The sequence below is a fragment of the Myroides gitamensis genome (assembly GCF_029894455.1).
GTDB lineage: Bacteria > Bacteroidota > Bacteroidia > Flavobacteriales > Flavobacteriaceae > Flavobacterium > Flavobacterium odoratum.
This window is the reverse complement of sequence record NZ_JARYHN010000001.1, coordinates 2990042-3007284: the sequence shown is the minus strand read 5'-3', so window position 1 is coordinate 3007284 and position 17243 is coordinate 2990042. Positions and strand designations below refer to the sequence as shown.

General features: G+C 36.2%; 20 protein-coding genes. 12 read left to right on the top strand and 8 right to left on the bottom strand.

Going from position 1 to position 17243, the window contains the following annotated elements; translation table 11 throughout:
- Window positions 1-70: 70 nt before the first annotated feature.
- From M2306_RS13410 to M2306_RS13385, 6 genes are all read left to right on the top strand, one after another.
- Window positions 71-1117, top strand: coding sequence for a sensor histidine kinase (locus M2306_RS13410; RefSeq protein WP_259187598.1), 1047 nt, complete (start codon window positions 71-73; stop codon window positions 1115-1117).
- Window positions 1114-1266 (top strand): hypothetical protein, encoded by a 153-nt coding sequence (locus M2306_RS13405; protein ID WP_498882886.1) that lies wholly within the window; start codon window positions 1114-1116, stop codon window positions 1264-1266. Before M2306_RS13410 ends, M2306_RS13405 begins: the two co-directional genes overlap by 4 nt.
- Window positions 1247-1843, top strand: coding sequence for a LytR/AlgR family response regulator transcription factor (locus M2306_RS13400; protein ID WP_498882885.1), 597 nt, complete (start codon window positions 1247-1249; stop codon window positions 1841-1843). Before M2306_RS13405 ends, M2306_RS13400 begins: the two co-directional genes overlap by 20 nt.
- A 19-nt stretch (window positions 1844-1862) precedes the next feature.
- Window positions 1863-2435, top strand: a complete 573-nt coding sequence (locus M2306_RS13395; RefSeq protein WP_259187599.1) for a hypothetical protein — start codon at window positions 1863-1865, stop codon at window positions 2433-2435.
- A gap of 123 nt (window positions 2436-2558) precedes the next feature.
- Complete coding sequence (gene radA / locus M2306_RS13390) at window positions 2559-3929, top strand: DNA repair protein RadA (protein WP_115092262.1); 1371 nt, start codon at window positions 2559-2561, stop codon at window positions 3927-3929.
- Between the two features lie 19 nt (window positions 3930-3948).
- Complete coding sequence (locus tag M2306_RS13385) at window positions 3949-5613, top strand: DUF4139 domain-containing protein (protein WP_259187600.1); 1665 nt, start codon at window positions 3949-3951, stop codon at window positions 5611-5613.
- 36 nt (window positions 5614-5649) lie between these two features.
- Here M2306_RS13385 and M2306_RS13380 read toward each other — a convergent pair whose 3' ends face one another.
- From M2306_RS13380 to M2306_RS13370, 3 genes are all read right to left on the bottom strand, one after another.
- A complete protein-coding gene (locus M2306_RS13380; protein WP_259187601.1) occupies window positions 5650-7107 on the bottom strand; it encodes an oligosaccharide flippase family protein in 1458 nt (485 codons plus the stop codon).
- 26 nt (window positions 7108-7133) lie between these two features.
- The gene (locus M2306_RS13375) at window positions 7134-7889 is read right to left on the bottom strand and encodes a PdaC/SigV domain-containing protein (RefSeq protein ID WP_115092265.1); all 756 of its coding nucleotides are present in this window, start codon (window positions 7887-7889) and stop codon (window positions 7134-7136) included.
- 191 nt (window positions 7890-8080) lie between these two features.
- Window positions 8081-8551 (bottom strand): Lrp/AsnC family transcriptional regulator, encoded by a 471-nt coding sequence (locus tag M2306_RS13370; RefSeq protein ID WP_002989261.1) that lies wholly within the window; start codon window positions 8549-8551, stop codon window positions 8081-8083.
- Between the two features lie 146 nt (window positions 8552-8697).
- On the opposite strand from M2306_RS13370, the gene M2306_RS13365 reads away from it, so the two are divergent.
- Entirely contained in the window at window positions 8698-9276 is a 579-nt protein-coding gene (locus M2306_RS13365) for a Crp/Fnr family transcriptional regulator (RefSeq protein ID WP_115092266.1), read from the top strand.
- 88 nt (window positions 9277-9364) lie between these two features.
- A complete protein-coding gene (locus M2306_RS13360) occupies window positions 9365-10435 on the top strand; it encodes an SDR family oxidoreductase (protein WP_259187602.1) in 1071 nt (356 codons plus the stop codon).
- A 30-nt stretch (window positions 10436-10465) separates the two neighbouring features.
- Here M2306_RS13360 and M2306_RS13355 read toward each other — a convergent pair whose 3' ends face one another.
- Entirely contained in the window at window positions 10466-11377 is a 912-nt protein-coding gene (locus M2306_RS13355; RefSeq protein WP_259187603.1) for a GNAT family N-acetyltransferase, read from the bottom strand.
- Between the two features lie 110 nt (window positions 11378-11487).
- Between M2306_RS13355 and M2306_RS13350 the strand changes: the two genes are divergently transcribed.
- Together M2306_RS13350 and M2306_RS13345 are read left to right on the top strand one after the other, a co-directional pair.
- On the top strand, window positions 11488-12297 hold the full coding sequence (locus M2306_RS13350; RefSeq protein ID WP_259187604.1) for a helix-turn-helix domain-containing protein: 810 nt from the start codon (window positions 11488-11490) through the stop codon (window positions 12295-12297).
- A gap of 17 nt (window positions 12298-12314) precedes the next feature.
- A complete protein-coding gene (locus M2306_RS13345; protein WP_115092268.1) occupies window positions 12315-12812 on the top strand; it encodes a DNA-deoxyinosine glycosylase in 498 nt (165 codons plus the stop codon).
- A 43-nt stretch (window positions 12813-12855) separates the two neighbouring features.
- Here M2306_RS13345 and M2306_RS13340 read toward each other — a convergent pair whose 3' ends face one another.
- Window positions 12856-13728 (bottom strand): hypothetical protein, encoded by an 873-nt coding sequence (locus tag M2306_RS13340; protein WP_259187605.1) that lies wholly within the window; start codon window positions 13726-13728, stop codon window positions 12856-12858.
- 279 nt (window positions 13729-14007) lie between these two features.
- Between M2306_RS13340 and M2306_RS13335 the strand changes: the two genes are divergently transcribed.
- Window positions 14008-14661 carry a carboxylesterase family protein gene (locus tag M2306_RS13335; protein ID WP_115092270.1) on the top strand — a complete coding sequence of 218 codons (654 nt, stop codon included), beginning with the start codon at window positions 14008-14010 and terminating at the stop codon, window positions 14659-14661.
- A gap of 20 nt (window positions 14662-14681) precedes the next feature.
- Here M2306_RS13335 and M2306_RS13330 read toward each other — a convergent pair whose 3' ends face one another.
- From M2306_RS13330 to M2306_RS13320, 3 genes are read right to left on the bottom strand one after another with little or no spacing between them, the layout of a single operon-like run.
- On the bottom strand, window positions 14682-15542 hold the full coding sequence (locus M2306_RS13330) for a hypothetical protein (protein WP_259187606.1): 861 nt from the start codon (window positions 15540-15542) through the stop codon (window positions 14682-14684).
- A gap of 1 nt (window position 15543) precedes the next feature.
- A complete protein-coding gene (locus M2306_RS13325) occupies window positions 15544-16257 on the bottom strand; it encodes a hypothetical protein (RefSeq protein WP_259187876.1) in 714 nt (237 codons plus the stop codon).
- A 16-nt stretch (window positions 16258-16273) separates the two neighbouring features.
- Window positions 16274-17032, bottom strand: a complete 759-nt coding sequence (locus tag M2306_RS13320; RefSeq protein ID WP_259187607.1) for a hypothetical protein — start codon at window positions 17030-17032, stop codon at window positions 16274-16276.
- A gap of 72 nt (window positions 17033-17104) precedes the next feature.
- Here M2306_RS13320 and M2306_RS13315 point away from each other — a divergent pair, with 72 nt between their 5' ends.
- Window positions 17105-17227, top strand: a complete 123-nt coding sequence (locus M2306_RS13315; protein ID WP_498882884.1) for a hypothetical protein — start codon at window positions 17105-17107, stop codon at window positions 17225-17227.
- The last annotated feature ends 16 nt before the right edge of the window (window positions 17228-17243 follow it).

Below are 17243 nucleotides of genomic sequence, written 5' to 3'. Positions count from 1 at the left end.
CGTTGGTCGAAGAATAGCTTTTCGTTTTGTTTTTACGTGTACCTTTAATGCATGTTTTAGCAAATCAATTATGACAAAGAAGCAAATTAGTGCCATTCATCTTGTGTTTTGGGTTATTTTTATTATTCGCACTGCCACGCGTTTTGATTATGATACGTTGCAGTTTGAATTTGCTTTTTGGAAAGAAGAGAGTGAACAGGCTGTATTTCGATATTATCCTATCGTTTTTACGTTGTTAAGCGCCATTATTTTCTATTTTAATTATTGGTATGTAATTCCAAAATTCATTGGATCCAAAAAATTTGGGCGCATTGTATTGGGAGTCGTTTTAATTTATAGCTGTTTTATTGGATTGCGTTATTTTGTGGAAGAATATCTCTTGAATCTCTTTTTTGGATTTACGAATTACAGCCCCGTTTTACCCACTTCGTTTTATATTGTTGACAATTTATACTTTGCGAGCCTTTGTATTATTCCCTCGATTACCATTTGGTTGATTGTGCAGTTTGTCCAATCTCAAAAGGAAAAAACAGAAGCGGTGCAATTGAAAACAGAAGCGGAAATTAATTTTTTAAAGTCTCAAGTTAATCCTCACTTTATCTTTAATACCATGAATAATATTTATTATTTAGTGTATCAAAAATCGGATTTAGCATTGAGTGCGATTGAAAAATTAAGTCATTTGATGCGTTATGTAACCTATGAAAGCCAGCAACAAACGGTGTCCTTAGAAGCGGAAATCGAGTATATTGAAAACTATATTGAGTTGGAGTGTATGCGAATACAAGGCGAGAAGTATATTAAAATAAAAAAAGAAATTCAACAACCTCAATTGCAAATTCCGCCACTTTTATTGTTGCCTTTTGTTGAAAATGCTTTTAAACATGGGGAAGTAACTGATCCAAATCATCCTTTTTTAATTACTATCACCCAAAAGGAGCGTACCTTGATTTTTGAATCGAGTAATAAAGTGAATAGTTATCAAAAAGATAAGCAGCAAGGAATTGGAATAGAGAATATAAAAAAGCGATTAGCTTTGCATTTTCCAGCGCAACACACCTTGACGATTACACAAACGGAAACATCGTATTTTTGTAACCTAACGATTGAATTATGAATCAAATCCGCTGTTTTATTTTAGATGATGAACCCATGGCGATTTCTCTTTTGACGGAATACGCTAAAAAGATTCCTCAATTGTTATTGGTGGGTTCAAGCACTTCGGCCTTGGAAGCTCTGAAGTTGTTTGAAGAAGAGGACGATTGATCTGTTGTTCATTGATATTCAAATGCCGGAATTGACAGGGTTGCAAATCATGGATATTTTGGGCAATCGAACCAAGTATATTGTTACATCTGCTTATAGCGAATATGCTTTAAAAGGATATGAATATCAAGTGTTGGATTATTTGTTGAAACCCATTTCGTTTGAGCGTTTTTACAAGAGTGTTCAAAAAGCGAAAGACTATTTTCAACCTGTTGTTCAACCAAGTGCTCCAGCTATTTCAGCGCCACAAGTAAAAGGAGAAGCCGATTTCTTATTTGTCAAAACGGATGGGAAATTGATTAAAATATTTTTGAAAGATTTACTTTTTATCGAAGGATTAAAAGACTATTTGTGCTTACATTTAAGACAAGAAAAAATCATTATTCTCGATACGTTTCTCGAATTAGAAAAGAAATTGCCGTCCGATGATTTTATGCGGGTTCATAAATCGTATGTTGTGCGTTTGGATCAGATTGATACCATTGAGCGCAATCGAATTTTTATCAACGATAAAATTATTCCCATAGGCAAAACCTATGTGGACCATTTTCAACGATGGGTGAAGGAACATCATTGAGAAGAGTAACCCCAAACCAATGAACACACTATTTAATTTTGACATTCACCCCAAAGGAGTGATATCGAAAGCATTTCTCCATGTCGGAGTCTATACTTTTCAAGCAGCTACCGCCTATATTTGCGATTTACCTTATGGTCGAAACGCCAATAAAGATGATTTACTTTCCTTTTTTACTGATGGCAAAGGGACTTGCAGTACTAAACATGCGGTTTTAAAACAGGTGGCTGAAGAAAATGGCTATACCGATTTGCACTTAATTCTTGGGATATTTAAGATGAATGGACAAAATACCCCTTTGGTAGGAGGTACTTTGGCTCAATACAAACTCGATTATATTCCTGAGGCACATACCTATTTAAAATACAAGAATCAGCGTTTTGACTTTACTCGAACGGGGGCTTCTCCAGCAGATTTTGAATCGGATTTATTAGTTGAATACGAAATACAAGCCGATGAAATCGGAGCATATAAAGTGCGAGTTCACCAGGAATTTATGACTCAATGGCTTCAAGCAAATCAAGATACTCCCTATGCTACAACTGAAATCTGGGCGATACGTGAACAGTGTATTCAAGATTTATCTGTTTAGTTTTTTACATCAACAGGCCTAATTTTTCTTTTTTACGGCTGTATTTATAGCTAAAAAGAGGGAATTCAAATCTAAACTTTTAATTGTAAATTTGAGATTTAGAATTTAAAAGTAGAAGGTCGTATGGCAAAAGTAAAAACCGCTTTTTTCTGTCAAAGTTGTGGTGCTCAATCTCCCAAATGGATGGGACAATGTCCTACTTGTAAGGAATGGAATACGCTGGTAGAGGAGGTGATTCAAAAAGAAGAGAAAACGGCATGGAAGGCCGTTAGTTCTAGTGCATCCACTTCAAAGCGTATAGCAAAACCTTTAAAAGTAAAGGAAATTGACAGCGCAGAGGAAATCCGCATGAATACCTTAGATGGGGAATTGAATCGCGTGTTAGGCGGTGGATTAGTCCCTGGATCGATGGTTTTATTAGGAGGAGAACCCGGAATTGGAAAAAGTACGTTGCTTTTGCAAATATCTTTGCGTTTACCTTTTAAAGTACTTTATGTTTCTGGAGAAGAAAGCCAGAAGCAAATCAAAATGCGTGCAGAACGCATCAATCCCAATAATGAAAATTGTTATATCTTAACAGAAACCAATACCCAAAATATCTTTCGTCAGATTGAAGAAATTCAACCGGATGTGTTGATTATTGATTCTATTCAAACTTTGCATACGGATTATATTGAATCCTCTGCAGGAACAGTTTCTCAAATTAAAGAATGTACAGCAGAACTGACAAAGTTTGCCAAAGAGACCGGTACTCCCGTGTTGATTATTGGACATATTACCAAAGATGGAAGTATTGCTGGTCCGAAAATGTTGGAGCATATGGTCGATACCGTGCTGCAATTTGAAGGAGATCGCAATCACGTATACCGTATTTTACGCGCCAATAAAAACCGCTTTGGATCTACGGCTGAATTAGGTATTTACGAAATGCAAGGCAGTGGATTGAGAGAGGTTTCTAATCCATCGGAAATTTTAATTTCTCATAAAGACGAAGAATTATCGGGAACAGCGATTGCTGCAACTTTAGAGGGGATGCGTCCCTTGATGGTAGAGGTACAATCGTTGGTTAGTACAGCAGTGTATGGAACGCCGCAACGCAGTGCTACGGGATATAATCTGAAGCGATTGAATATGTTGTTGGCGGTATTAGAAAAAAGAGCGGGATTCCGCTTAGGGCAGAAAGACGTTTTCTTAAATATTACAGGAGGAATATCGGTTGATGACCCTGCTATTGATTTAGGAGTAGTCGCTGCAATTCTCTCTTCAGATCAAGATATATCCATTCAAAAAGGAGTAACATTTGCAGGAGAAGTAGGGCTTTCAGGAGAGATCCGCCCGATTAATCGCGTGGATCAACGCATTCAAGAAGCGGAGAAATTAGGTTTTTCGGAGATACTTGTTTCCAAATACAACAAGATTTCATACACGGGAACAGGAATAAAAGTTATTTTAGTAACGAAGATCGAGGATGTGGTAGAACATCTCTTTGGATAAAAATTGAAAAAAAAGTAGCATGAGAAAAGGAATTGTTTTAGCGATGGCATTAAGTGCCGTAGCGGTGTGGGCGCAAAAACCCGTCTATACTAAGGCGAATTTAGAAAGCGCGCGGGTGTATTATGATGGTGCCGAATTAACGCAAAATACACAAGTGACTTTACCAAAGGGATTGTCTGAAGTAGTAATCACTAATGTTTCAGATCAATTGATGGAAAATACGATTAAAGTAGGTTCTATCAATGAGGTAACCGTAATGTCTGTGCAATTTTCCAATGCCTATATTGAAGAATATGACAATGTGAATAATTCCCCTTTGATGAAACCGTTACGCGATAGTATTGCAGCAGCAGAACTAAAATTGGAGAAAATAACTAATGCAATAAATGCGGATACTCAAACCATTAATTTATTGGATCGCACAAGTGCAAGCGAAACATTTACAAGCTTTGGGTTTACTGATGTGACTAAATGGGTAGAATACTACGGAAAGAAGCGTCAAGAACTGCAAAATGCTTTATTCTTAAAGAAAAAGGAGAAAGTAGTGATTGAAGCCAAATGGAATGATTTGAAGGGACAATTAACGTTGGGTGGGGATAAATCAGAACGCATCAGTCGCGGAAAACTAATTGTACAAGTGATGAATGGGAGAGAAGGAAATGTTCCTTTCCGAATTAACTATGCCACCAATCAAGCGCAATGGGTTCCTTCGTATGATTTGCGTATTGATAAAATAAACGCGCCAATTAAGATGATGTATAAAGCCCAAGTGGTGCAAACTTCGGGTATTGATTGGCGTAATGTAAGATTGAGTTTGACTTCAGGTAAATTAAACCAAAATTATACCATTCCGACTTGGAATACTTGGTTTGTTCAGTATGAAAACGATAGGGGAGAAATACGTATCATGGAGAGAATGGCTCAAGGTGATGTAGGAGTGAGTGCTAGTTATGAAACAGCTTCTATGAGTCGCAAAGATGTAAGAAAAAACCAAGGTTATGTCGCTGCTTTAGATGAGGTGTCTTATGAAAATAGACAAACACTGGCAGAGTATACTACAGTAAATCAGAGTGAATTAAATATAACTTTTGACATTGCAATCCCGTATTCGATCTTAAGCAATGGCAAACGCCACAGTGTTGATTTGAATACGTTTGATATTAGTGGAGACTATAAGTTTTATACTGCACCAAAATTAGATGCTAATGCGTATTTAGTTGCGGAAATAAAGGATTATGGGAAACACAATTTATTATCAGGACAAGCCAATGTGATTTATGATGGTATGAATATCGGACAAACGTATCTATCTACTGAAAATACAGAAGAGAAATTACGTCTGAACATTGGAAAAGATCCTAATATTTCAATTAGTCGTACGTTGATTTCAGATAAATCAGGAACGAAAACATTATCATCGAAAAAAGAGCAAACGTTCACGTATGAGATTACAATAAAAAACAATAAAAAAGAAGCAGTTGCTATTCAAGTAGAAGACCAATATCCAATCAGTACGGATAATTCAATTGAGATTACGTTAGATGAATCGCCAAAAGGAAAATTGGATGCAGAGAAAGGTTTAGTTACGTGGGATGTTCAATTACAACCGAATGAAGTGAAAAAAGTGAGAATGAGTTATACCATCAAGTATAGCAAAGACAAAAAATTAGAAACAGCCTATTAGGTTAAAATATAAAAGCCACGCTTAGCGTGGCTTTTCTTATTTTTTAAGCATTCGTTTTAGGGTATTTTTCTCTTGGCTAAACACAACTATACCGAAAAGGAGAATCGCAGCGAAACCTACGAAATAGTTTTCTCTAAAGTGGTAGAAATAGATATACGACAAGAGCATAGATAACCCCATATATAAACCAATGGCTTTTTTATCATAAGGAATGGGGTAATATTTTTGTCCTAATACATAAGATACTAACATCATCGATCCATAAGCTAATAAGGTAGCGATAGCGGATCCCATATAACCCCATAAAGGAATTAATGCATAATTGAATATCAAAGTCAATACCGCTCCAAAAATGGAGATATAAGCCCCCATGCTGGTTTTATCGCGCAATTTATACCAAACGGATAGGTTGGTGTAAATACCCATGCATAGATTGGCTAAGATAATAAGTGGCACCACAATCATGGCATCCCAATAACTCTCATTGCGAATAAACAGTACTTTTAATACATCCGAAAATACTACAACCCCAAGCATAATAGCACTTCCCATTAAAATAAAGTATTTGGTTACAGTGGCGTATTTAGTTGGTGCATCGTCATTTTTGGCGTAGTTAAAAAAGAAAGGCTCGATTCCTAAGGTATAGGCCTGTCTAAAGAGCACCATAAAAAGACCTAGTTTGTAACAAGCGGCATATTTACCAACTTCAGCAGAAGCAATATCTGCGGGTAATAAACGCTGTAATAAGATTTTGTCAAAACTTTCATTGATGGCAAAAGCCAATCCAGCAACCATCACAGGAAAACTATAGCGCAACATTTGCTGTAATAATTCCTTGTTGATATTAAAATTCAGCTGCCAATAATTCTTAGTAAATACGAAGAACGTAGCGGCACTAGCCACTAAATTGGCGATGAAAATATATTCTACTTGAAAATTTTCAATATAGAGGGATGCAAAAATCGATGAAGGAGCCTGTTCTGCCCATTGTGGCAAGAAATATAAAAATAGCACATTCAATACTGAATAAATGCAAACATTTCCAATTCGAATAGCGCTGTAATACAGGGGGCGTTGATCAGCTCTTAACTTGGCGAAAGGTACAATCACCAAAGCATCCAATATCAAAATCCACAGTACATAGTGTAGAATATTGGTTGGAATATGGAGGAGCGTCGACCAAAAATCAAGGAAAGAGAACCCGAATACGGCAAAAAGAACAGTAGTTGCCCCTAAAAAGAGCATACTATTGTTGATGACTTCTTGCTTATTGTCTCGAGTATTATAAAATCGAAAGAAAGCGGTTTCCATACCAAAAGATAGAATCACATTCAACAACATCATGATGGAAAAAATTACGCTATATTCTCCGTATGCGTCATTTTTCATCAAATCCGTGTGAAACGGAACTAAAAAGAAACCAATTACTTTAGGGAAAACAGCAGCTAAACCATAGATAGCAGTCTGTTGAAAAATTTTTTTATAAATACTCACAGTGTCGAGCGTTAAGGGTCAATGCTTTATTTTTCGGCTTTTACGGGATCCAAGTTTATCTTTAAAAAAGGAAGAACACGGTCTTTCGGGAAATCAATTTTTGTTGGACCATTGTAATGTGCATCATCATCAACCGCATTGTAGATAAATCCTACCATATCTTCATAAAAGAAAATACTTTCGGGGTATTTCAATTGGTTGTTTGCTGTCCAAATGTCCATTTTATCTTTCAGTTGAAGCGCCATCAGTTTTTGCAGCTCCTCCCAATTGCCTATTAAATCTTCAACCTGATATAAATCCCCTGTTTTGGGGTTGAAATTTAAAGCCTTTTCACTCTTAAAACCATAGGCTCCACCTGCAAAAGTGTAGTATTCTAAGGAAATAGAGAGTAAATCTGCATTGTAAAAAGTAATATCTCCTTCTACTTCTGCTTTCCAAGCAAGTGTTTCATCAGGATATTTAGCAACAAAAGCGTTGTAGTTTTGGATGTAGTTCTGCGTGAGTTCTTCTAGAGAAGCACTGGTTGCAGTGGTGTCATCAACCGCTACAATATTGTCAATTTCTGATACAAGATGTTGATTGATTTTTGCTGCAATTTCGTGATCTTCATTGGTCATCACCGGAAGACTCAGCTTAATTGTTGTGCATTCATCTGCTATACAATTATCTGAGGATTGAACAAATTCTTTTTGTTCAAATTGGAGTGCCTCTGAAGATTTGTCTTTGGTATTACAACTCATCATAAAAACGAGTAGTAATGATAAATAAATAACTTTTTTCATAGACTTTCTTTTCTTACAAAACTAAGAATTAATGTGCTGAAAGTTAAGAGAATTTGTAAAATGCTTGTTTTTTATTTCAGTATCCTGTCAGCACGCATATTGTGATGTACTTTTTTATCGTACCAATAACACCATGTTTTTTTGCTATTATAACGAGGGTAATTGTGCTATTACACCGTTGTTTTATCTTGTTACAGCAAGCTGATTTTGATGTTGTGATCATTTTTAATTTCACGCATCACAAAAGAACTATGTGTACTTCCGATACTGTCCACCATAGCCAACTTATTGAATACAAAGTCTTGATAATGACGCATATCATTGGCATATACTTTTAATAAAAAGTCGTATTCACCAGAAATATTATAACATTCTACTACTTCCTCTATATTTAGAATATCTTCAATAAACTTATTGTTGATGATGCGTTCATGTTGTTTGAGCTTGACATTACAAAAAACAACAAAACCGCGATTCAGCTTTTCCGCATCAATTAATGCAATGTACTTTTTGATGAAGCCTTCTTGTTCCAATCGTTTTACACGCTCAAAAACAGGGGTAGAGGATAGATTTACCTGTTGAGCTAATTCCTTGGTTGTGACATTGGAATTTTCTGATAATAAGTTGAGTAGCTTTAAATCTATGTCGTCTAAGTTATGCATGCTGTTTTGTTTTTAAGAGTGTCATGCAAAGGTAGGAGAAAACGAATAGGATTGGTAAAAAGTGCCATAGGATTTATAACGGAAGGTCAAAAAAGATCGCATTTCAGTAGAAGGATTTGTATCTTTGACTATCGATAGGACGAATCATGATATATGAAAATCTATTTGCACATATTGAACAAAAAGTTCGATTAACTCCAACAGAAAAGGAACAGATTTCGTCTTTTTTTCGTGTAAAGAAATTGAGAAAACGTCAGTTTTTATTACAGGAAGAAGATGTTTGTAAGGACTTTGCCTTTGTGAGTCATGGGCTTTTAAAATCGTATGTATTGGATGAAAAAGGCAATGAAAACATCAATCTCTTTGGATGGGAGGGGTGGTGGATTGCTGATTTTCAGAGTTTTCTATTTCAATCACCTGCTACGCTGGCTATCGAAGCGATAGAAGACTGTGAATTATTACTGTTGTCTCGTGAAAATTATGACCAAATGTTAGAAGAAGTTCCTGCAATGGAACGCTATTTTCGCTTGGTATATGAGAGGAGTTTGGCAACGAAAGATCAACGCTTAGTCACTGCTCAAACTTATTCTGCTGAAGAAAAGTACAACCATTTAATCCAAACCTATCCCGAATTGATACAGCGAATTCCACAGAGTTTACTCGCTTCTTTTTTAGGTCTTACCCCAGAAACATTTAGCCGGATTAAGCATAAAAAAAGAGAATAACCTTGATCTAGATCAAGGGACGTTCTTATTGTAGATCAAAGGATAGCACTAAAAGTCGAGCTAGCTTTGTTCTATAAATATGGAACAGATGAAAAAAAGTGCTTTAGTAATAGGAGTAAGCGGAATTGCGGGAAGTAATTTGGCTGAAGAATTAGTTACTCAAGGATGGGTAACGTATGGATTGGCACGCAATCCAAATGTGGGGATTGCTGGAGTGATTCCCGTGGTAGTAGACCTTTTAGATGCAACACAAGTACAGGAAGCATTGGCTAATCTTGCACCGACACATGTCTTTTTTACCTCTTGGGTACGCGGTGCTTCAGAAGAAGAAAATATTCAAAGAAATAGTGCATTAGTTCGCCATGTTCTAACCGCTTTATCACATAAAAAATCCCTACAACATGTCGCTTTGGTTACTGGACTGAAACATTATTTAGGTCCTTTTGATGCTTATGCAAAAAGTGGGAAACTGCCTTTAACTCCAGTGAAAGAAGAACACCCTCGTTTAGATTTACCTAATTTTTATTATGCTCAAGAAGATGAGGTGTATGAAGCTGCTAGCCGTGATGGTTTTACTTGGAGTATTCACAGACCGCATACAATCGTTGGAAGCGCGAAAGGAACTAATTTAATGAATATCGGAACAACCTTAGCAGTATATGCGAGTTTGTGTAAAGCAGAAGGAAAACCTATGGTTTGGCCTGGTTCTGAAGCACAGTGGAAGGGGTTGTCTGATGTGACTGATGCGAAAATTTTGGCTAAGCAACTCGTTTGGGCGAGCGAAACGTCGCAAGCAGCTAATCAGGCATTTAATGTGGTCAATGGCGATGTATTCCGATGGAATCAATTGTGGTTTGAACTCGCGTCTTGGTTTGGAGTAGAAGCGGTAGGTTATGAAGAGAAACCACAACCGCTTGAAGAACAAATACAAGGAAAGGAAGCGTTATGGGAAACCATAGTTACGGCTCATCAATTGAAGAGACAGCCCTTGCATCAAGTCATCTCGCCTTGGCATACAGATTTAGATTTGGGTCGCCCTTTGGAAGTGGTAACCGATATGTCTAAAAGTAGAAAATTGGGATTTACAACCTATCAATCTACACGAGATTCTTTTTACACGTTGTTTCAAAAGTTGAGAGACGAACAAATCATTCCTTAAATTATAAAGGAGAGCGAGAGCTCTCCTTTTTTAGGTATGCGATAGTAGTGGAATCATGGTTTGTTGTTCCGTAAAATAAGGAACAAGAGACGGTGTAACAAAGAGTGTTAGGTCTTCCTCTTCATATGGGATAAAGTCATATCCACTTGTTGTGGGGGTATAACCCAACGCAATGCAGGTTGTTTGTGCTGTTGCTAGGGCATTTATTGCTTCTTCTATGTGATTCTGCTGTAAATAATAGGCTTGAAATACCCGTAAAGTATCGTCTTCTTGTTGTGCAACAACCAACGTTTCTAATTCAGGTAGTACAAATATTGCATCTGCAAATCCGAATTCAGGATTGGCATAACAATAGAAATGCGCTAATCCGAAATTTTGAGTATCAAAACGGCAAGCTGTCTGTCCATTTTTTAGGTAATGCTGAAATAAGGCTAAATCCTCTTTGTGTGTGAGATTGAGTTGTTTTACTTCATAAGCATTCGCTTGTTTTTGAAATGATTTTGTGGCTTGAAATTCAGGAACAGCGATAAAACCAAATTTGGGATAAAACTCCAAGACGGTATCATTGGCAAATAAGAAATAACCATCTAATGTATTGTGATACGCCTCAACGATGTACTCCATTAAGAAACGAGATAATCCTTGTTTGGTATGTGTAGGCTGGGTCATAACAGTTCCCAATTGACCAAGGCAAAGCGATTGATTTTGTACTTGTGTTTGAAATAGACTCAAAGTTGTATGAGCAACGATCGTTTCTCCGTCAAATAAAGAAAAAACAATACAGGTATCATCCCAATATCCAGATTGATAATAGGATTCAAATGTAAATTCCCAAAAATCAAACGTCATCGCATTGAACGCTGTTCGCAGCGTTTCATTTCCTTGATAAGCAATGTGCAAAGTGTATGTTTTGTCGTTTACTGTAATCTGTTTGGTCTGCATAAATACGAATATAAAGTGCAAAGTACTCTATTTCAGTTTGAATAGGTGTCGATGATTTATGTGGATTAATGTGCAAAAGGTTATATTTGTAAATGAAATACGATAGATAGATGAAGAATATTCAAGTGCTAACTTCTCAAGAACTCTTTAATTTGTGGAACCCTACTGCAATACAGCAAGAAGGGCAAATTATTCTTTCGTATTGTATTTCCGGAACGGCAAGTGTAACTATCAATACGCAGGCGTATAATGTAACTCAGGGAACACTAATCACTTTATTGCCTCAAAGTTTAGTTTTTACGCAACAACGCAGTACTGATTTTGAGTGTATTCATTTGGTGTTTAACTTTCAAACCATAGATGAGATGATTTTGCCTACCAATTACAATTTTTTAAGTGTATTGGTTCAGCAACCTCTCCTTGTTTTACAGCAAAAAGATCAAGCTCTTTTTGAATCATATCTCGCTCTTTTTCAGCAACACCTGTCTATTGAATCTATTTTTAAACCCGATGCGTTGCGTTATCTATTGTATTCCTTGATTGCCCATATCAATCGAGTATATCAGCAAGAAGAACAAGCCATGCAACCGAGTTCGCGAAAGGATCGTATTGTGTTTCAGTTCTATAACTTACTGCATCAGCATTATCTTGTGGAGAAGTCCGTGCGTTTTTATGCGGATCAATTGAAGTTGACGCCGAAGTATTTGACGACTTTGATACGACAACGTACTGGGAAATCTATTTCTAAAGTTATTACGGAATTAGTTATCATCAAGGCTAAAACGTACCTTACCGCAACAGAATTGCCGATTTATCAAATTGCCGAACAGTTGCATTTTGCTGATTCGACTACATTTTGCCGTTATTTTAAAACCTATGTAGGGCAGAGCCCTATGCAACATCGCTTAGCGTATAGATAAAACAAGAAGATCAACAAATGGAAACAGGGCGTATTCAATCTTTTCAACCTTTGCTCAGTGCTACTCCTAAAGTTTTAATTTTAGGGACGATGCCTAGTGTGAAATCTTTAGAACAACAAGAATATTATGGCAACAAGCAGAATGTATTTTGGAAGCTTTTGTTTGCTGTTTTTGAGGTACCTCTATCAACTGTATATGCAGATAAAGTGAAGTTGATTCAAAATCATCACCTAGCGCTTTGGGATGTTTTACAATCGTGTGAAAGAGAAGGGAGTTTAGATAGCGCAATTAAGGCGGAATATCCGAATAACATCCAGCAATTACTTCAGGATTATCCCAGTATTCAACTGATCGTGTTCTCTAGCCAAAACGCAGCAAAATACTTCAAAAAATACATCAGAACAGCAGTTGGGATACCAATGGTAACCTTACCTTCTCCTAGCGGAGCAAATGCAAGAATGACTTTTGATGAAAAATTAAAAGCTTGGCGTAGTTTAAAGACTTGGTGCGAATAAAAAAACCGATTAGGTTACTAATCGGTTGTAAGGTATGTTGAGTTTATTTTTTTGCTTTTGCTTCGACTTCTCTAACGATATAAGAATAGGTAATGTCGGAGGTTACTAGATTATCTGCTTTGGGTCCATCATAGTAGATGGCTTTCGTAGGTAAATTAGCCTCATTATAAGTAAATTCAGCCTCATTAACTTTTTTGCCTTCTGTTAATGAAGTTATATTGTTGGGAAATTTATAGCTGTAAGGAAATGTGTGATTAAAATTGAGTAGTAAACTAGTCAAGTCATACGGAAGATTATAGAAGGGCGATAATTTATCGTCATATGTTAATTGAACAGTTTGACTATTATTCGCTTTACGGTTAACCTTAAATTGATTCACTTGATTTTTTTCATTGTAGGTATAATCTATACGTATATTATCTCCTGGTGAATCTGCTTCTTGTGAGTCATTGTTAACCATTTGTTTGTTTTCATTATGACTAAACGTTGCTGTAACGGATTTACCTTGTTGTATAAAATTAAAGGTTGTTGATTGGATTAAATCATCTACATACGTATAGGTATACTCATCTAAAAGGGTAGGAAGCTTTTTAATCATAAAAGTTTGTAACCTTCCTTTTTCATCTAAGACGTGTTGCATTTCAAAGGATTGTTCTCTAACTACCTTCTTATTGATATAGCCTGTATCTTCATATAAGATTTTTTTCAATTTAAAATCAGCATCGTATTTTAATTGATAGGTCACATGAAGTAAATGTTTTTCATCAGTGGTCTCGTTTTCATCATAATAGTTTTGTTCTATGGAAGTAAGTTGGTATACTTTTTCCATTTTTATTGGGGTACTATCATCCGAATTACAGCTGAATAAGAATAAGCCAAGACTGGCGAATAATGTTGTCTTTACTGGTTTTTTCATTTAGTTGTGTTATATATTTTTATTTTTTGATTAAAAATAGAATATTTTATTTAAATGTTAAATTAATTTCGTTATAATTAACTTAAAATAATATATCGTTTTTGAATCAATGATAAAGTATTGTCAGTGTGTTAATTGTAAGGTATTGGATGTTAATGCTTTAATTGGGGTGCGCTTAAATTAAGAGAAGAAAAATAAGGGCTCTATTTTTTTTCTGTGTGCTTTTCTAGAATACAGCTATATTTAGGTAAAAATTCTATGCGTTTAATAAGTATACTTATGGGGTTGATTTCGTTTACGTTATCTGCACAACCCCAAGCTGTTTTAGATCAAACCTCGTATCAATTTTGGGTCAATGAACCCAGTGCAGTACAAGAGAAAAATCCATTGGTTATCTTTTTACACGGGCGAAGTTTGTCAGGAACGAATATTGACCGAGTGAAGCGTTATGGCCCACTAAGAGGTATTGAGAAAGGACTAAAATTACCTGCTTATTTGGTTGCTCCTCAATTACCCTCTGGACCGTGGAATCCCGATAAAATAGATGAGGTGGTACAGTACATGATTGAACATTATGCCATTGATGAAAGTCGAATTTATATTACAGGGATGAGTTTGGGCGCCTATGGCACATTGAAATATGCCAGTAAGTATGCTAATCGCCTTGCTGCTGCTATCGCTATCTGTGGGGGTGGAGAAACACAAGATGCTTGTAACTTAACCAGTTTACCGATTAAATTAATCCACGGGGATAAAGATTTTATTGTACCGCTGAAGGAGTCGAAAAAAATCATGACGGCTATACAACAATGTAGTGCAAAAGCGCCTGTTGAATTACAAGTAGTCAAAGGGGGAAATCACGGTAGTGTAGAGGACTTATATCGCCATTTAGATTTATATAACTGGTTGTTTCAGTATACCAAAAAAGAATAACGTTGTTGCGTTATTCTTTTTTATGTTTTAGGTGTAATGCAATACGAAATAGTTAAGACAGTTAGCCCCAAAAGTTTTAGTTGTTGATTGGCTGTTAATCCATCAGAATGGGTTTGTACGACAAGTTTATCTTTAAATGAAGGGATAAAGTGAGACCAATAATTTTTGTGAGTATCTTGTAATAAAAAATAAAAACCCGCATCCCCCCATTTTTTTCCACTAGAATACAGGATAAATTCTCCTTGTGCACCCACTTGTGGTTCCATTAGTACAGTAGCATTGCCATTTGGTAATGGAAATACGGCTTTTACGGCTTGTTTGCCTGAGGGTAATTGACAGGCCCCATAAACGCCAGAAAATATAATTATACCTGTTGATGGAAGGGTTCTCAGCCAAAAAGTATAACGCACTTCTTTTGTATCTGGTGTGATTAATTGAATAATCTCACTCGTTATAGGTGCGTTCCTTAATTGGTTGTTTATGGGGATATGTAATTGGTTGAGTCGATTGCTAAACAGGAGGTTCACAAGGTGACCAAACCCTTTAAAAAAGGGATTCCAACGCAAAGTAAGTGTTAGGTTGTAGGCCGATGTTTGTTCATAAAAATCAATAATAGCTGGAGCTATTTTTGATTCTTCTTCGTGAGATAATCCCAATATTTTAAAGGAGGATAATAAACCTGCATCTGTGCAATTGCGTTTCAGGAGTAATTGTTCTTGTTGTGCTAATTGATGAATAAAATCTTCTCCGGTATCACCCACTTGTCCAAAGGGACCTATTAACCAAGGAGATACTGATGGATTAAATTTGTTTCCACATGTGATAACCCATTGTTGGGTAAACCAATCTTGAATATTTTGTTTAATTGATACGCGTTGCATATTAATTTTTTTGGTTTGCTCGAAGAATATAGTCTTGTTGACCTTGCCAAGTACCATACTCAGCAATAGGCTTAAAGCGCAAGGTGCTAAATTCGATGTGAAAATCTTTTCGATTTCTTTCCTTCATGGCTTCTTTGTGTCTATGTGGTTCAGTAACTTGGCTATGCCCATGAACCATGTCGGTCATACTTTTTACAGAAGGCCAAATCGAAAAGGTAGAAATAGTAGTCGGAAATTTAAACGATGCTAAGGCTAATGTCGGAGCAGGATGATCGCGGACAAGTTTTTCGGTTGGACGACCCCAGCGAATAAATCGGGGAATTTGAAAGTATTGCATCCGAGCTAAGGTCACAGCAATGACGGCTTCATTTTCACTGTTTAACGCGACACCTTCGTTGGGGATTTTATAGTTAGAAAGTGTTCCCCATTGTCTGACAAATAGCAAACGCGTATGCCAACCTTGAGCCAGTTTTTTTCCTAAGGTATTCGTCTTAAGATAGCGTTCTAAAGCTTCTTCATTTTCCCATTGAGCAAATACAACAAGTTGACGTATTAGAAATCGTGCGGGTGAAACAACAGGCGATCCCAATATCATGCTATGCATGGTATCGGCATGAACTAAACCCGGAATGTTTTTTGCTTTAGGGGGAAAGAATAAGAGGCGTAAACTAGTAATGAAAGATACGCGTACTAAATGATAAGAAAAAAATGTCATATAAGTGGCCCTATTTTTATTTCCACATTTTAAGTTGCCAAATCCAATAGAGTCCTCCAAGTGGAATACCAATAGTCCAAGCGGATTCTATAATACCATTGCCACTAAAACCAACGCCTAAAAGAAGTTGAAAACTCAAGAAGTTAACAGTTAGACCTCCAATAGCTGCATAGGTGAATGAAGGAACATTCAATAGAATTACGGCTAAGTATTTAATCCATTTTTTCGATAATTTACTTCGTTTAATTTCTCGTATAACGTAAAGGTTAAATAGCAGTACTATTATTGGTATTATAGCAGACAACCAAAACAAGTAAATATCAGGCTTTTCTACTTTAATGTCTAAAGTACGAATATCTAGGATTTTATTTGTGGAGTCATCAAATAAAAGTTGGAAGACACCTAATTCATTCCCATTATTAAATTCTATAAAAACTCTGGTCGTGTTGGGAGGTGTGTTATCTTTATAATCCTGATTGGAGTAGATGTTTTTTTGCCATTTGACAAAGTTGTATTCGTAAGGCTTTTCGCCAAAACTATGATGTAAAAGCTTTTTAAAGTGATCAAATTCTACTCGTAAGGTATCAGCATGTAAACGTTGTCCTTGTGTGTTTTCCAATTGCATCAAGGAGATGCACGTATCAAAATCATCTTGTTTTAAGGCTTCAACAAAGGCTGAGGTTGTGGTTTCATAGCTTGATGAATCTACTAGAAGATTACAGCTTGTGAAGAATGAAAGTACAAAAAGAATGAAACTTAGTTTGAGATATTTCATTAGTTATTTTAGGTTGTTTAGATTTCAAAAATACCGAATAAGAATACCGAAACCAACATAAAATGAAAGATAATGATGTTGGAGATAAATTGTCTTTTTGGTACTATTGATGCTTTCTTGTTGGAGATTAAAGAAAATTGGTTTAGAGTGGTAAATAAGGTTGTCAATTCCAATCACTTGATTTTTGGTAAATGATGTTAAATTCAAAACG

Bases quoted from the DNA above. Each gene is read 5' to 3' on its own strand.
- M2306_RS13410 (WP_259187598.1), top strand. From the start codon at position 71: ATGACAAAGAAGCAAATTAGTGCCATTCATCTTGTGTTTTGGGTTATT.
- M2306_RS13405 (WP_498882886.1), top strand. From the start codon at position 1,114: ATGAATCAAATCCGCTGTTTTATTTTAGATGATGAACCCATGGCGATT.
- M2306_RS13395 (WP_259187599.1), top strand. From the start codon at position 1,863: ATGAACACACTATTTAATTTTGACATTCACCCCAAAGGAGTGATATCG.
- radA (WP_115092262.1), top strand. From the start codon at position 2,559: ATGGCAAAAGTAAAAACCGCTTTTTTCTGTCAAAGTTGTGGTGCTCAA.
- M2306_RS13385 (WP_259187600.1), top strand. From the start codon at position 3,949: ATGAGAAAAGGAATTGTTTTAGCGATGGCATTAAGTGCCGTAGCGGTG.
- M2306_RS13375 (WP_115092265.1), bottom strand. From the start codon at position 7,889: ATGAAAAAAGTTATTTATTTATCATTACTACTCGTTTTTATGATGAGT.
- M2306_RS13370 (WP_002989261.1), bottom strand. From the start codon at position 8,551: ATGCATAACTTAGACGACATAGATTTAAAGCTACTCAACTTATTATCA.
- M2306_RS13365 (WP_115092266.1), top strand. From the start codon at position 8,698: ATGATATATGAAAATCTATTTGCACATATTGAACAAAAAGTTCGATTA.
- M2306_RS13360 (WP_259187602.1), top strand. From the start codon at position 9,365: ATGAAAAAAAGTGCTTTAGTAATAGGAGTAAGCGGAATTGCGGGAAGT.
- M2306_RS13355 (WP_259187603.1), bottom strand. From the start codon at position 11,377: ATGCAGACCAAACAGATTACAGTAAACGACAAAACATACACTTTGCAC.
- M2306_RS13350 (WP_259187604.1), top strand. From the start codon at position 11,488: ATGAAGAATATTCAAGTGCTAACTTCTCAAGAACTCTTTAATTTGTGG.
- M2306_RS13345 (WP_115092268.1), top strand. From the start codon at position 12,315: ATGGAAACAGGGCGTATTCAATCTTTTCAACCTTTGCTCAGTGCTACT.
- M2306_RS13340 (WP_259187605.1), bottom strand. From the start codon at position 13,728: ATGAAAAAACCAGTAAAGACAACATTATTCGCCAGTCTTGGCTTATTC.
- M2306_RS13335 (WP_115092270.1), top strand. From the start codon at position 14,008: ATGGGGTTGATTTCGTTTACGTTATCTGCACAACCCCAAGCTGTTTTA.
- M2306_RS13330 (WP_259187606.1), bottom strand. From the start codon at position 15,542: ATGCAACGCGTATCAATTAAACAAAATATTCAAGATTGGTTTACCCAA.
- M2306_RS13325 (WP_259187876.1), bottom strand. From the start codon at position 16,257: ATGACATTTTTTTCTTATCATTTAGTACGCGTATCTTTCATTACTAGT.
- M2306_RS13320 (WP_259187607.1), bottom strand. From the start codon at position 17,032: ATGAAATATCTCAAACTAAGTTTCATTCTTTTTGTACTTTCATTCTTC.
- M2306_RS13315 (WP_498882884.1), top strand. From the start codon at position 17,105: ATGATGTTGGAGATAAATTGTCTTTTTGGTACTATTGATGCTTTCTTG.